Annotated in this window: 12 protein-coding genes; 10 read left to right on the plus strand and 2 right to left on the minus strand. The window is 74.7% G+C overall.

The window, feature by feature from the left end; all coding sequences use genetic code 11:
- Window positions 1-119 precede the first annotated feature (119 nt).
- From OHB09_RS32235 to OHB09_RS32260, 6 genes are all read left to right on the plus strand, one after another.
- Window positions 120-1,727, plus strand: coding sequence for a PP2C family protein-serine/threonine phosphatase (locus tag OHB09_RS32235; protein WP_328922954.1), 1,608 nt, complete (start codon window positions 120-122; stop codon window positions 1,725-1,727).
- Window positions 1,724-2,794: a cobalamin B12-binding domain-containing protein gene (locus tag OHB09_RS32240; protein WP_319351427.1), complete on the plus strand. Its 1,071-nt coding sequence runs from the start codon at window positions 1,724-1,726 to the stop codon at window positions 2,792-2,794. The genes OHB09_RS32235 and OHB09_RS32240 overlap by 4 nt, the downstream gene beginning before the upstream one ends.
- A 65-nt stretch (window positions 2,795-2,859) precedes the next feature.
- Window positions 2,860-4,074: a sensor histidine kinase gene (locus tag OHB09_RS32245; protein ID WP_319351428.1), complete on the plus strand. Its 1,215-nt coding sequence runs from the start codon at window positions 2,860-2,862 to the stop codon at window positions 4,072-4,074.
- Entirely contained in the window at window positions 4,071-4,730 is a 660-nt protein-coding gene (locus OHB09_RS32250) for a response regulator (RefSeq protein WP_191891613.1), read from the plus strand. The genes OHB09_RS32245 and OHB09_RS32250 overlap by 4 nt, the downstream gene beginning before the upstream one ends.
- Window positions 4,731-4,873: 143 nt before the next feature.
- The gene (locus OHB09_RS32255) at window positions 4,874-5,509 is read left to right on the plus strand and encodes a GOLPH3/VPS74 family protein (RefSeq protein ID WP_319351429.1); all 636 of its coding nucleotides are present in this window, start codon (window positions 4,874-4,876) and stop codon (window positions 5,507-5,509) included.
- 102 nt (window positions 5,510-5,611) lie between these two features.
- Window positions 5,612-6,304: a hypothetical protein gene (locus tag OHB09_RS32260; RefSeq protein ID WP_191853773.1), complete on the plus strand. Its 693-nt coding sequence runs from the start codon at window positions 5,612-5,614 to the stop codon at window positions 6,302-6,304.
- Between the two features lie 141 nt (window positions 6,305-6,445).
- Here OHB09_RS32260 and OHB09_RS32265 read toward each other — a convergent pair whose 3' ends face one another.
- Complete coding sequence (locus OHB09_RS32265; RefSeq protein WP_006140262.1) at window positions 6,446-7,048, minus strand: TetR/AcrR family transcriptional regulator; 603 nt, start codon at window positions 7,046-7,048, stop codon at window positions 6,446-6,448.
- Between the two features lie 69 nt (window positions 7,049-7,117).
- Here OHB09_RS32265 and OHB09_RS32270 point away from each other — a divergent pair, with 69 nt between their 5' ends.
- A complete protein-coding gene (locus OHB09_RS32270; RefSeq protein ID WP_006140263.1) occupies window positions 7,118-7,963 on the plus strand; it encodes a class I SAM-dependent methyltransferase in 846 nt (281 codons plus the stop codon).
- Window positions 7,964-8,094: 131 nt separating this feature from the next.
- Entirely contained in the window at window positions 8,095-10,002 is a 1,908-nt protein-coding gene (locus OHB09_RS32275; protein ID WP_319351430.1) for a glycoside hydrolase family 5 protein, read from the plus strand.
- Window positions 10,003-10,015: 13 nt separating this feature from the next.
- Here the strand turns inward: OHB09_RS32275 and OHB09_RS32280 are convergent, their stop codons facing one another.
- Window positions 10,016-11,056 (minus strand): NAD(P)-dependent alcohol dehydrogenase, encoded by a 1,041-nt coding sequence (locus OHB09_RS32280; protein WP_319351431.1) that lies wholly within the window; start codon window positions 11,054-11,056, stop codon window positions 10,016-10,018.
- A 104-nt stretch (window positions 11,057-11,160) separates the two neighbouring features.
- Between OHB09_RS32280 and OHB09_RS32285 the strand changes: the two genes are divergently transcribed.
- Together OHB09_RS32285 and OHB09_RS32290 are read left to right on the plus strand one after the other, a co-directional pair.
- Window positions 11,161-11,748, plus strand: coding sequence for a TetR family transcriptional regulator (locus OHB09_RS32285; protein WP_093595082.1), 588 nt, complete (start codon window positions 11,161-11,163; stop codon window positions 11,746-11,748).
- A 225-nt stretch (window positions 11,749-11,973) separates the two neighbouring features.
- Window positions 11,974-14,148, plus strand: a complete 2,175-nt coding sequence (locus tag OHB09_RS32290; protein ID WP_328922955.1) for an SGNH/GDSL hydrolase family protein — start codon at window positions 11,974-11,976, stop codon at window positions 14,146-14,148.
- Window positions 14,149-14,250 lie beyond the last annotated feature (102 nt).

Raw genomic sequence — 14,250 nt, forward strand, 5'->3', positions numbered from 1 at the left:
CGAACGGAAAGGTGGTGGGGTGCGCACGGCGCGTGCCTGCCGATTTGAATGCTTCTCCCGGTCCGACCACAGGCCCCGGCCTCCGCTCCGCCCCCGGCGCCGGTGACGCCGGTGCCCCGGTGGGCGAGACATGGCGCCACGCCCCCTACCCCGTGCTGGTCGCCGACCGGCGCGGCGTTCTGACGGGGCTCAACGAGGCCGCCCGGCGGTACCTGCCGCGCGCGGCCCCGGGGGACCGGCTGCGCGACCTCGCGCCCTCCTGGCTGGCCGAGGCCCACCACCGCCTGGCGGAAGCACGGAGCCCCGGCGGCGGCGACGTCCCGGCCGGACACCTCGGCGACCGGTTCTTCGAGGCGCACCCGACCCCCGCCGGCGACGGGAGAGTGGTCTGGTGGCTGATCGACCGCACCGACGCCCTGCAGGCGGAGACGGCGCTGCACAGCGCCCGGACACGGTCCGAGATGCTCTCGGGGATCGCCTCCACCCTCCTGTCGACGCTGAACGTGCCGCGCTGCATGGAGGTGACCGCCTCCCTGGCCGCCCAGCACCTCGCCGAGGGCGCCGTCCTGATCGCCCCGCCCCAGGGACGCCGCCACCAACTCACGTACGCCGCACGGGGCACGGGGGCCGTCCAGGTCACCCGGCAGGTCGACACCCGCGCCGTGCCGGGACTCGCCGAGGCCCTGCAGGGCTTCCCGCCGGTCCCGGCCCGCTGGCTCAACCCCGACGACATCCCCGACTGGCTCATCCCCGAGGGCTTCACCGGCCCGGTCGGCTCCGTCATCGTCACCCCGCTGCCCGGCCACGGAGTGCCCGCCGGAGCCCTCGTGCTGCTGCGCTCCGGCACCGAGAAGGCGTTCACCGAGGGCGAGGAGGCTTTCGCCCGCCTGTTCGCCGCCCGGGCCGGCGCCGCGCTCTCCGCGGCCCGCCTCTACGCCGAGCAGTCCGCCATCACCGCCACCCTCATGCGGGAACTGCTCCCGCCGAAACTCGGCAGCGTCCACGGCGTGGAGTACGCCGGGAACTACCGCGCCGCCACGGACCAGGAACGCATCGGCGGCGACTTCTACGACGTCCACCCCGGATCCGACCCCTCCCGGGAGACCCTCGTCGTCCTCGGTGACGTCGCGGGCAAGGGACTGGACGCGGCGGTGCTGACCGGCAAGATCCGCAACACCCTGCAGGCCCTGCTGCCGCTCGCCGACGACCACCAGCGGGTCCTCAGCCTCCTCAACGGGGCCCTCCTGTCCTCCCACCAGACCCGCTTCGCGACCCTCGTCCTGGCCTCCGTGCGCCGCGGCGACGAGGGAGTGCACCTGCGGCTGACCAGCGGCGGCCACCTGCCGCCCCTGATCATCCGCGCCGACGGCACGGTGGAGGAGGCACCCACCCACGGCACCCTCGTCGGAGCCCTGCCCCAGGTGCGGGCCCGCACGATCGAGACGGTGCTCGCCCCCGGAGAGATCTGCCTGCTGTACACCGACGGCATCACCGAGGCCCGCGGCGGCCCGCTCGGCGAGGAACTCTTCGGCGAGGAACGGCTCCGTCGGGCGCTGGCCGGCTGCGCCGGCATGCCGGCGGAGGCCGTCGTGGAACACGTGCAGATGCTCGCCTTCCAGTGGCTGCGCTCCGGCGGCCACGACGACATGGCCGTCGTCGCGATCGGCGCGGCACGGAGCGGCGGCCCGCCGACGGTCGCGGGCGCGAAGGACGGGATGAACCTGTGAGCGACCCGACCACGGCGGCGGGCCTGCGCGAGGCACTGTGGCACGCCGTCGCCGAGGGCGACGAGTACACCGCGGTCGCCCTCGTCCAGGACGCCGCGGCCCGGCACGTCGACGGGGAGACACTCCTCCTGGACGTGATCGCGCGGGTGCAGGAGCGCATCGGCACCGAGTGGGCCGCGGGCCGGCTCACCGTCGCCCAGGAACACGCCGCCACCGCGATCAACGAACGCGTCGTCGCCATCCTCGCCCACCACCCCTCGTTCGCCCGCCGGGGCGCCCCGCGCGGACGCGTCACGGTCGGCTGCGTCGACGGCGAGTGGCACGCCTTCCCCGCCCGGCTCGTGGCCGAGGTGCTGCGGCTGCGCGGCTGGCACGTCGACTACCTCGGCGCGCAGACCCCCACCCCGCACCTGGTCGCCCACCTGCACCACACCAACACGGACGCCGTGCTGCTGTCCGGGTCGATCCCCACCCACCTCCCGGCCGCGCACGCGGCCATCACGGCCTGCCGGTCCGTCGGCGTCCCCGTCCTCGCGGGCGGACGCGCCTTCGGCATCGACGGCAGGCACGCGCGGACGCTCGGCGTCGACGGATGGGCGCCCGACGCCCGGGGCGCCGCGGCCGCCCTGGCCGAGGGACTCACCCGCCCCGACCCCTCCCGGGGCCGGCAGGCCGTGGACGACCTGCCGCACCTGGCCGACCAGGAATACACGATGATCGTCCGGTCCCGGGCCCAGCTGGTCAAACAGACCCTGGCCGACCTCGAGGACGCCTTCCCCGCCGCACGCGAGTACAGCGAGGCACAGCGCGAGCGCACCGCCGAGGACCTCGCCCACATCGTCGACTTCCTCGCCACCGCCCTCTACATGGACGACGCCGGGATCTTCACCGACTTCCTCACCTGGACCGCGAGCATCCTCGAGGCCCGCGACGTGCCCGCCCGTTCCCTGACCATCGGCCTCGATCTCCTCGCCGGCCGGCTCCGGGACTTCCCCCGCACCCTGCGCCTGATCGGCGAGGGCACCACCGCCCTGCGGGACCGCGCCGCCCCCGGCGCCCACGCCTGAGCCCGATCCGTCCGCAGCGCACCGGCGTCACTCTCCCGGCCCCCCGCCGGCGGTATGGTCGGGGCGTGGGGCGCAGCGGCGGCACGGAGTGGGACAGCGGAACGGGGACGCACCCGGACGAGGCACGCACCGGGGCGGCCCACGAGACTCCGGAACCGTGGCAGGCGCCCTCCACCCGGGAGAGCCGGATGCTGTGGTGGGGTTCGGCCGCGCTGGTGCTCGCCGTCCTCGGGACCTCGGTCCTCGTCGCCGGCGAGGGGCGCGGCGGGCGGCTGCCCCTCGCCGAGGCCCTCGTCCTCGCCCAGGTCTGCGCCCTGAGGTGGCAGACCCGCGCCCCCGCCACCGTCCTCGCCGCCCACGCGGCCACGGGGCTCACCCTCTGGGCGCTGCTGCCCGCCGTGACCCTCACCGGGGCGCTGCTCGCCGCGCAGATCACCCTGTGCGTGCTCTCGGCCCTCCGGCCGCCGCGCACCTCGGCCCGCGCCCTCGCGGCGATGTGCGCGCCCGCCCCGCTCGCCCTGGTGACGGGCGGCACCGCGGACCTCGTGCTCTGCCTGCTGGCGCCCGCCCTGGCCTGGACCCTCGGGCAGTGGCGCAGGACCCAGCGGGAGCGGGCACGCGCCGAACTGCGCCGGGCCCTCGCCGAGGAACGGGAACGCCTCGCGCGCGAGGTGCACGACGTGGTGGCGCACACCCTGTCGGTGATGGTCGTCCAGGCGGGCGCCGCCGAGGACGTGTTCGCCGAACAGCCCGCCCAGGCCCGTCAGGCGCTGCGGGCCATCGAGACCGGCGCCCGCTCCGCACTCGGCGAACTGCGCACGATGCTGCGGGCGTTCCGCCCCGAGACGGCGGAGGAGGGGCCGGCCGCGCCGCGCCACCCCGGGGCCCGGCTGGCCCGCCTGGCGGAGCTGGCCGACCCGGTGCGCGCGACCGGGATGACCGTGCACGTGCACCACGAGGGCACCCTGGACGGGCTGCCCGCCGCCGTGGACCTGGCCGCCTACCGCATCGTCCAGGAGGCGCTCACCAACGCGCTGCGCCACGCGGCCGACGCGGACGAGGTGAGCGTGCGGGTGAGAGCGGAGAGGGACTGCGTGAACATCACGGTGACCGACAACGGGCGTCCCGGGCACGGCCGTTCGGCCCTCACCGGCGGGGGGCGCGGACTGGTCGGGATGCGGGAGCGCGCCCGGCTGCTCGGGGGCAGCCTGCGTGCCGGACCCCGCTCAGGCGGCGGCTTCGAGGTGGCGGCACGGCTGCCGGTGGAGCGGGTGTCATGACCCTGCGCGTGGTGGTGGCCGACGACCAGGCCCTGGTCCGCACCGGATTCCGCATGATCATCGACGCCCGGGAGGACCTGGAGGTCGTCGGCGAGGCCGCCGACGGTGCCGAGGCGGTGCGGCTGACCCGGGAACTCACACCCGACGTGGTGCTGATGGACGTCCGCATGCCCGTCCTCGACGGCATCGGGGCGACCCGGCGGATCGCGGAGACCGGCAGCCGGGCCCGGATCCTCGTGCTGACCACCTGGGACGTGGACGCGCACGTGGTCGACGCACTGCGCGCCGGGGCGAGCGGCTTCCTCCTCAAGGACATCCGTCCCGGCGAACTCGTCGAGGCCATCCGCCTCACCGCGCGCGGCGAGGCCCTGCTCGCGCCGACCGTGCTGACCCGCGTCCTCGACCGGTTCCTGCGCACCCTGCCCGACCCGGAGCCCCCGTCCTCCCTGCGGGATCTCTCCGGGCGCGAGCGGGAGGTGCTCACCCTCATCGGACAGGCGCTGTCCAACGCGGAGATCGCCGCACGGCTGTGCCTGTCGGAGGCCACCGTCAAGAACCACGTCACGGCGGTGCTGCGCAAGCTCGGTCTGCGCGACCGGGTCCAGGCCGTCGTCACCGCCTACGACCACGGCCTGGTCCGGCCGCGCCGCCCCTGACCTGCCCCCTTCCCGGGCCCCACCCCTGAGGCGCCCTCTCCTCCTCAGGGAGGAGAAGCGCCCCCCGGCCCTCCCGTGCTCCCAGTGCCGGTCCCTCCGCGCGGCCGATCCGCGGCCGGGGCGCCCGGCCGTAGCGTCGAAACGTGATCGACGACCTGGCCTGCCTCACCTACCTGCTCGCCCACGACGAGACCGCCGAGGGCCCCTACGACCGCTCCCGCACCGCACTGCTGCTGCGCGCCGCCGCCCTCACGGACCTCGCGCTGCGCGGCCGGCTGGGGGAGGAGCACGGCACCGTCACCGTGCACGGCACCGGGTCCACCGGTGACCCCGTCCTGGACGGGGTGCTGCGCGAGGCCGCCGGGCACGGCTGGAAGCACCTCGTGCGCCGCCACCGCCGGCGGACCCTGACCGAGGTGGAGGACAGGCTCGCCGCGGCCGGGCTCCTCACCGTGCGGGCGTCCCGCGGCCTCCTCGGCAGCCGGCGCTCGACCACCGTGGACGCCTCGGCGGCCGCCGCCGTCCGGGACCGCGTCCTCGCGGCGCTGCACGGCACGGGGCCGGTGGAGCGGCTGCCCGCCGCCGACGCGGCGCTGCTGGCGCTGGCCGCGGCGGGCGGCATCCCCTCGGTCGTACCCCGCCGGCACCGCACGCTCCACCCATCCCGCGTCGACGCCTGCACGAGGCGGCTCGGCGCCCTCGCGCCCGGCCTGGAGAGGACCGTCCGCACCCTGCCCACGACCATGATCGCCGCACGGGGCGGCATGGGCGGCGGCTGAGCCGGCACCGGGGAGGGCGGACATGCCCGCCCGGCCCCGGTGAACCGCTCGGCACACACCCACGACCGACGCACCATCCGACACACCCACGGGGGAACACCCATGAACGAGACCACCGCCCGGCGCCTGGCGGGACGCGCCTGCCTCGCCACCGCCCTCGCCTTCATCGTCGAAGTACCCCTGTACTTCGTCTACGACGGTCCGCCGCCGGACTCCAACGTCCTCGCGAGACTTCTGATCGGCATCCTCGGCCTGACGTTCCTGCTCGTCTTCGTGGCCGCCTTCCGTGAACTGGTCAGGGCCGTCCGCCCCGCCTACGAGTGGGCCGGCAACCTCGCCTTCACCGCCGGGGTCGTCTACGTGACGGTCACCCTGGTCTCCAGCGGGCTCGAGGCCGGCGCGGTCATCGCCGCCGACCACCCGATCGACCCGACCATCGAGGTGAGCGGGACCTACATCCTGTACGGGACCATCGGACGCGTCCTGCTCACCCTGTTCCTGACCACCGTCGGCTACACGCTCTCCCGCACCGAGCTGCTGCCGCGCTGGACCCACCGGAGCGCCTACGTGCTGGCCTGCGTCAACGCGGCTTTCGTGCCCTCCTTGTTCTTCGGCAACGACCCCGCCCACTTCTACGCGGCGAACGGCTGGGGCACCACGGCCTCGATGGGCGCGATCCTCAGCTACTGGCTGCTCGCCCTCGGCATCTCCACCTGCCGCAGCATCGGCAGGAGCCGGTCCGGGCAGCTCACGGACCACCCCTCGGCACCGGGAACGGTCCGGCGCCCCGCCTGAATCCGACCACCCGCCGGGCCGCCCCGTGCCCGGGCCTGCGAGGCCCGGACACGGGGCTCCGCGTGCTCCGGGACCGGAGACCCGGGGCCCCGGGAGACAGCCCCGCTGATCGGGCAGGACCCCCGGCCCGTCGGCCGAGGGTCAGTCCGGTCGCCGCCGCACGACATCGGCGAGCACCGTGGCGACCAGTTGACGCACGGCCTCCCTGGCCGGCGGGCCGGAGTCGCGGTCGGCGAACAGCAGGTGGCCGCCGCCCACCAGGGACAGGGCGAGCGAGTCGATGTCGGCGTCGGCCGCGACACGGCCCAGGTCGCGCTCTTCGCTCAGGAGGGCGGCGACCGCCTCGGTGATCTGGGCGAGGATCGCCGGGCCGCCTCCGGGTGCGGCCCGCCGAAGCCGCGCGCGCAACTCCTCGCGGAAGGTGACGAGCGGGATGATCGCGACCGGAACGGGTCCGAAGAAGGTGGTCAGCGCCTCGGTGAGGTGGTCGGTCACGGTGCCGGTGCCGACGGCCTCCCGCAGCTCGCGCGCCTGCGCCCGCAGCCGCGCGGACCGGTCGAGCACGAGCGCGGTGAGAAAGGCGTCGAAGTCGGCGAAGTGCCGGTGCAGGACTCCCTTGGCGCAGCACGCCTCCTCGGTGACGGCCCGGCTGGTCAACGCGTGGGGCCCGTCCCGCAGCAGTACGCGCTCGGCGGCGTCGAACAACTGCTGTCGCGCGTCGCGCAGATGCACCCCGGTAGGCACGCGCCTCTCCCCTCGGGCCCAGGACCCGGTCCCGCTGACAAGTGGGCATGCGCCCACTAAGGTGGGCGCATGCCCACTCTATCGCCGCACGAGCAGCCCGAACCACCGCGGGAGCGGTCCGGTCCGGCCCGTCCGCACGGGCTCCGGCGGACGGCCGAGTCCTTCGGCACCGACGCGCGACGCTACGACCGGGCCCGGCCGGCCTATCCCGAGGCCCTGGTGGGCCGGGTCGTCGAGGGGAGCCCCGGGCCCGAAGTGCTCGACGTCGGCTGCGGCACGGGCATCGCGGGACGCCAGTTCCTGGCCGCCGGTTGCGCGGTGCTCGGCGTCGAACCCGATCCCCGGATGGCCGATGTCGCCAGGGAGCGCGGCCTGCGGGTCGAGGTGGCGACCTTCGAGGACTGGGAGGCGGGCGGCCGGCTGTTCGACACCCTGATCGCCGCCCAGTCCTGGCACTGGGTGGACCCGGCCGCCGGTGCCGCGAAGGCGGCCCGGGTGCTGCGGCCGCGCGGGCGCCTGGCGGTCTTCGGGCACGTGCTCGAACCACCCGCCGAGGTCGCCGAGCCGTTCGCCGCCGCGTACCGCCGGGTGGCGCCGGACTCGCCCTTCGGCACCCGGTCGGCGCGGCAGCCGCTGGAGACGTACCTGGCGGGATACGCGAGGATCGCCGAGGACATCCGTGCGACGGGGCGCTTCGAGGAGCCGGAGCGGTGGCGCTTCGACTGGGAGTGGTCCTGCACGCGCGAGCGGTGGCTGGACCTCCTCCCCACCACCGGTGGGCTCACCGTGCTTCCTCCCGACAGGCGGCAGGACATCCTCGACGCGGTCGGCCGCGCCATCGACGCTCTGGGCGGCCGCTTCACGGCGTGCTTCACCACGCTGGCCACCACGGCCGTACGCCGGGGCACCCCCTGAGGTGTCCTGCCGTGTGCCGTGGTCCGCCCGGTCGACGCCCTGCCGCGAGAGGACTACCATCCGCTCAACCACCCGCTTCGCAGGGGCAGTTGACGCAGCGGTCGCCGTCTTCCATCCACCGGTAGGGGACCATGTCGATTCCACGTATTGTCAAGTACCTGACATGTGCGCTCTCGGCCGTGCTCCTGACGGCCACCGCTCCCGGTGCCCTCGCCGCCACGCCGGACCCGTCCCCGGCGCCCGCCGCGCCGAAGGCGGCCACCGGCACCTGGCAGCCGCCCCTGTCCACCCGCGGCCGCTACATCGTCGACGCGGCCGGCAACCGCTTCCGGCTGAAGTCGGCCAACTGGGACGGGGCACAGGGCTCCTGGACCGGCAGCGGCGACAGGGCCGACCCCGCCCGGCACCACGCCGGACAGGACTCCCACGGCATCCCCCTCGGCCTCGACCGCGTACCTCTGCCCACCCTGCTCGCCGACTTCCACGCGCTCGGCATCAACAGCGTCCGGCTGCCGTTCTCCAACGAGATGATCCACACCACCGACCCCGTACCGGACTCCGCCGTCGCGGCCAACCCCGCACTGCGCGGCAGGACCCCCCTTCAGGTCTTCGACGCGGTCGTCGCCGCCCTCACCTCCGAGGACTTCGCGGTCGTGCTCAACAACCACACCAACACCTCCCGCTGGTGCTGCGGCCTGGACGGCAACGAACGCTGGAACAGCGGCCAGGACACCCGGCGCTGGACCGACGACTGGGTCTTCATGGCCCGCCGCTACGCCGACGACCCCCGGGTGGTGGGCGCCGACCTGTACAACGAGGTGCGCCGGGACGTGCTGCACGACCCCGACTGGGGCGGCGGCGACGACTACGACTGGTACGCCGCCGCACAGTGGGCCGCCGACCGGATCCTCACCGAGGGCGACCCCGACCTCCTCGTCGTCATCGAGGGCATCAACTGGACCGGACTGCCCGTCGACGGGTTCCCGCACGGCCGCCCGACGCTCACCCCCGCCCGCACCCTCTCGCACACCCTCGTCGAGAGCGACAAACTGGTCTACTCCGCGCACTTCTACGGCTACACCGGCCCCCACCACAGCGGAGCCACCGGCCTCGGCGAGACCAGCGACCCCCGCTACCAGGACCTCACCGAGCAGGAACTGCGGCAGGCCCTGTACGACGAGGCGTTCTTCGTCTCGCAGGACACCGGCCGGCACTACACGGCCCCCGTGTGGATCAGCGAGTTCGGCATCGGCTCGGGCGAGACGAACGGCGCCGCCCGCACCTGGTTCGGCCGGATCACCGACTACTTCGCCGACCAGGACGCCGACTTCGCCTACTGGCCGCTGGTCGGCTGGGAGGGACACGACGACTGGGCGCTGCTGCGCTACGACACCGACGGCCACCGGCACGGAGTGCTGGACGGGGGCGACTGGCGCCGCACCGGCTGGGACCGTCTGATGACCTCACCGGGCCGCACCGGCCCCGTCGCCCCGGTGCCCGCGTGGCGCATGCTCAGCACCGACCACGGCGACCAGGTGCAGTCGCTGCGGGTACGGGCCACCGGCGACTGGGACCCGGGCGCCTACAAGGCCGCCTGCCCCGACGGACTGCGGCTGATCGGCCTGAGTCACTCCGGGGGCCGGGGCCTGTGCACCGACACGGGCGCCGGCGACCTGCGCGCCGCCGGGGACGCCCGGACGGTGGTGACCGACGAGCGGTACGTGCCGCAGGGCGGTGACTGGGCGGGCGGCTACACGAAGTTCCAGTGCCCCTCCGACTCCTACCTCATCGGCTACAGCCGCCGCGGCGACCGCACCTCGGCCGCCCTGTGCGTCCCCGCCCGCACCTCGCTCGGCACCGGAGGGCGCACGGTCTGGTTCGACCGGTCCGACAACCGGCCCGACTCCGGCGGCGACTTCGCCTCGGGCCACTACAAGGGCCAGTGCGCCGACGGCGAGTACGCCGCCGGTATCGCGTTCACCACCCGTGTGGGCAGCGCGGGCCGCCCCGACGCGCTGCTCTGCCGTCGGCTTCCCTGAGGAAGGCGGGCGCTCAGTCCAGGTCGGACATGTCCAGGACGAAGCGGTGGCGGACGTCGTCGCGGGCGAGGCGGTCGAGCGCCGTGTGGATCCGCGCCGAGGGAAGCACCTCGACGTCGGCGGTGATGCCGTGCTCGGCGCAGAAGCGCAGCATCTCGGCCGTCGCGCGGCGGCCGCCGCTGCCCGCGGAGCCGAGCCTCTTGCGGCCGACGAGCAGATCCATGACCTCGACGGTGATCCGGCCCAGGTGGCCGAGGAGGCAGAGCGTGCCGTCCATCGCCACCAGCCGCAGGTGGGGGGCGGGGTCGTGGGGCGCGGAGATCGTGTCGAGGACGACGTCGAATCCGTCCCGGGCCGCGGCCATGCGTGCGGTGTCCGTGGCGGCGATCAGCTCCCGCGCACCGAGCCGGAGGGCGTCCTCCCGTTTGGCCTCGGTGCGGCTGAGGACGGTCGTCTCCGCGCCCAGCGCCACCGCGAGCTTGACCGCGAGGTGCCCAAGACCGCCGAGTCCGGCCACCGCGACACGGCTGCCCGGCCCCACTCCCAGGGACCGCAGGGGCTCCCAGACGGTGACGCCCGCGCACAGCAGCGGGGCGGCCGCGGCGGGATCCAGGCCCGCGGGGAGCGCGTAGGCGAACGCCTCGCGCACGACGTACTCGCGGGAGAAACCACCCAGGGTGGTCGATCCGTCCCGGCGGTCCGTACCGCCGTAGGTGAGGGTGGGGAAGGAATGGCAGAAGTTCTCCTGTCCCGCCTCGCACATGGGGCAGGTGCCGCAGGAGTCGACGATGTTGCCGACGGCGACGGGGTCGCCGACCGAGAAGGCCGTCACCCCGCTCCCGGTCTCGGTCACCACGCCGGTGAACTCGTGCCCCGGCACGAGGGGTTGCGACGCGTCGGGGGAGTGGCCGCGCACGGCGTGCAGATCGGTGTGGCACAGCCCGCAGTAATCCACGCGCACCGCGAGGTCGTCCGCACGCAGGTCGCGGCGGTGCAGGGGAGTGCGCCGCAGTGTGCCGGGGCCGGTGGCCCGCCATCCGGGGGTCGTTCGCACAGTCTCAGGCCTTCCTCGACAAACAAACTGTTCGGTCTATCAGGAGCCTAGGTGTGGAGAGGGCTCAAAGCAAACCAACTGTTCTGTTTGATAGGCTGCGGCCCATGCCGGAACAACCCCAGACCGCACGTGGTGCCGCGACCTACCGGCGCATCCTCGACGCCGCCACGGAGGAGTTCGCCCGCCACGGCATCGCGGGGGCGCGCATCGAGCGCATCGTCGCGGCGGCGCGCACCAACAAGGCGCAGCTCTACGCCTACTTCGGCGACAAAGAGCGTCTCTTCGACGCGATCTTCCTCGGCTCGCTGGAGCGCATCACCGACGTCGTGCCGATCGACGCGGACGACCTCCCGGGCTGGGCCGTGCGCCTCTACGACGAGTATCTGCGCCGCCCGGACCTCATCCGGCTCGCGACCTGGACCCGGCTGGAACGCCGGCCCGCCGGGCACCTGGTCGAGACCCACGAGCAGTACGACGACCGCAAGCTCGCGGCCATCGCCGAGGCGCAGGCCGCCGGGCGGGTCCGGCCGGGCGACCCGTTCGACCTCATGGCCCTGGTCATCGCCATGTCCATGGCCTGGTCGCCCGTGAGCAACGTGTACGCGGCCGACGATCAGGAGCCCGAGGACGCGCACGAGCGGCGGCGGGCGCTCCTGCGCGACTGCGTCCGCAGAGCCGTCACCCCCGACTGAGACGGCCGCCCGCGGGAGGGGCGGGAAGGCCGACGGGTGGGCCGGGAAGGTCGGCGGGTGGGGCGCGGCATGGGCGGTCCCGGCCCGTCCTTGTCGCCAACAGCCTTTGCGTGCACGGGGATTGACCGGGCGTGAGGGGCGCGGATAACTTGCCTGAGGCTTGACAACGTTGTCTTTCCGTCTGTGGAGGGAACGTCCATGCGAAGATGCGCCACCCTTCTCGCGTTGCTCCTGACGACCGCGGCCCTCCCCACGAGCGCCGTGGCCCTCCCCACGCCCGCCGCCGCTGTCGCCGCCCCCTCGGCGGCGAGGGCGGAACACGGAACCTGGACCGGCACCTGGGCGGCCGCGGCCGCAGGCACGGCGAGCGACACCGGATACGCCGGGTACACGATCCGCAACCTCGTCCGCACGAGCGTCGGCGGCGACCGTGTCCGCGTCAAACTCTCCAACGCCCTCGGCACCCGGCCGGTGCTGTTCGCGCACACCACCGTGGGGCTGCAGAAGATGCCCGGCAGCGCCGCGCTCGCCCCCGGCACCCTGCGCCACCTCACCTTCGGGGGGAACCGGGCGGTCACCGTCCCCGCGGGCGCCGAGGTCTACAGCGATCCGGTCTCCCTCCCCCTCGCCGCGGCCACCGACCTGTTCGTCACCACCTACACCCCCGAACCCTCCGGGCCGGTCACCCGGCACACCGACGCCCTGACCACCTCCTACTACGCCACCGACGGCACCGACCACGCGGGCGACACGGGGGGCGACGCACTGCCCTCGACGACCCGGTCCTGGCACTACGTCAGCGAGGTCGACGTCCAGCCGGGCCGCCCCGAGTACGCGACGGGCAGCGGCGCCGTCGTCGCCCTCGGCGACTCCATCACCGACGGGATCGCCTCGACGCCCGACACCGACCGGCGCTGGCCGGACCGCCTTGCGGAGCGGCTGCGCGCGAGCCACGGCCCGGCCCGCGGATTCGGTGTGCTCAACGCGGGCATCAGCGGCAACCGCGTCCTGCACGAGGGCACCGGGCCCAGCGCCAAGGACCGGCTGGACCGCGACGTGCTGCGCCGCGCGGGCGTCCGGACGGTGATCGTGCTCGAAGGCATCAACGACATCCAGCGGATCCCGGACGAGGGCAGCGCGGACGAGATCGTCGCGGGCCTGCGCGAGATCGCCGACCGCGCGCACGCCGCCGGGCTGCGCGTCCTGGGCGGCACCCTCATCCCCTTCGAGGGGTGGCGCACGTACAGCCCGGAGCAGGAGGCCGCCCGGAACACCGTGAACACGTGGATCCGCGAGAACGGCGGGACCGGGGCCGGCGGGGTCCTCGACGGGATGGTCGACTTCGACGCCGCCGTCCGCGACCAGGCCGACCCGCACCGCATGCTGCCCATGTACGACAGCGGCGACCACCTGCACCCGAACGACGCCGGACTGCGCGCCATGGGCGACGCCGTGGACCTGGACCTGCTCGGCCGCCCGGGCCCGGTGCGGCCCACGCCGCCCCACCGCCCCGCGCGCTCCCTCTCGCTCACCACCACCCCCGGTCGGGCCGTCACCCTCGCCGGCCGCGCCACCACCGTCTCCTTCCGCACCCGGGCGACCGTCCAGGGCCCGGGTACGGTCCGCGGCACCCTCACCACGACCCTCGGCGGCACGCGCCACACACAACCCTTCGCCGTGCGCAGTGACGGCCGCTTCGCGCAGGTGGACGTGACACAGGACGTCCCCGTAGCGGCCGGGCTGAGGGCCGGCGAGCACCAGGTCCGGATCACGGTCGCCGCCCGCGACGGGCGGCGACGGTCACGGACGGCCGTCCTGGACGTCCGCCGGCTGGGCTGCGGAGAGTCCGGGGACTCCTGCCCGGTGAACCTGAGCGGCGCCTTGGACCGCGACGCGATCGCGAGCGCGGAGCACCCGGACGACGGCGACTTCGACGGCCTGGGCTGGAGCTACGCCGCCGAGACCGTGCCCGCCGCCGGGCCGGCCGTACTCGGTGGGGCGCCGTTCGTGTTCCCCTCCTCGGCCGAGGGTGACCGCAACGCCCTCACCGCACGGGGGCAGTCACTGGAGCTGCCCGGGCTGCGGGCCCGGGAACTGCATCTGCTGGGAGCCGCCTCCAGCGGCGCCGTCGAGGCGACCGCCACCGTCGCCTACACCGACGGCACCACCGCCGAGCTGCCGCTGCGGTTCAGCGACTGGGCGGCGCAGCCGCAGCCCGGGGAGGCGCTCGCGGTGGCGGCGCCGTACCGGTACCGGGCGGGGACGGGCCGCGAGGGCCCGGCCGTCAGCATCTTCGCGCGCACGCTCGCGCTGGACCCGGACCGTACGGTCGCCTCGATCACGCTTCCGGACGAGCCCCGGCTGAAACTGTTCGCCCTCACCCTCGACCGGAACCGCTGAGGAGCGGTCCGGTGAGGACCGGCCCCGCCGAGGACCGGCCCTGCGGGGGACCGGCCCTGCGGGAACCTGGCCCCCCCACGGCTCGGTCCGGTGCCCGGGCCG

Source organism: Streptomyces griseoaurantiacus (assembly GCF_036189845.1).
GTDB lineage: Bacteria > Actinomycetota > Actinomycetes > Streptomycetales > Streptomycetaceae > Streptomyces > Streptomyces griseoaurantiacus.

Excerpts from the sequence above, each read along its gene's own strand:
- OHB09_RS32250 (WP_191891613.1), top strand. The coding sequence starts at position 4,071 with ATGACCCTGCGCGTGGTGGTGGCCGACGACCAGGCCCTGGTCCGCACC.
- OHB09_RS32260 (WP_191853773.1), top strand. The coding sequence starts at position 5,612 with ATGAACGAGACCACCGCCCGGCGCCTGGCGGGACGCGCCTGCCTCGCC.
- OHB09_RS32270 (WP_006140263.1), top strand. The coding sequence starts at position 7,118 with ATGCCCACTCTATCGCCGCACGAGCAGCCCGAACCACCGCGGGAGCGG.
- OHB09_RS32275 (WP_319351430.1), top strand. The coding sequence starts at position 8,095 with ATGTCGATTCCACGTATTGTCAAGTACCTGACATGTGCGCTCTCGGCC.
- OHB09_RS32285 (WP_093595082.1), top strand. The coding sequence starts at position 11,161 with ATGCCGGAACAACCCCAGACCGCACGTGGTGCCGCGACCTACCGGCGC.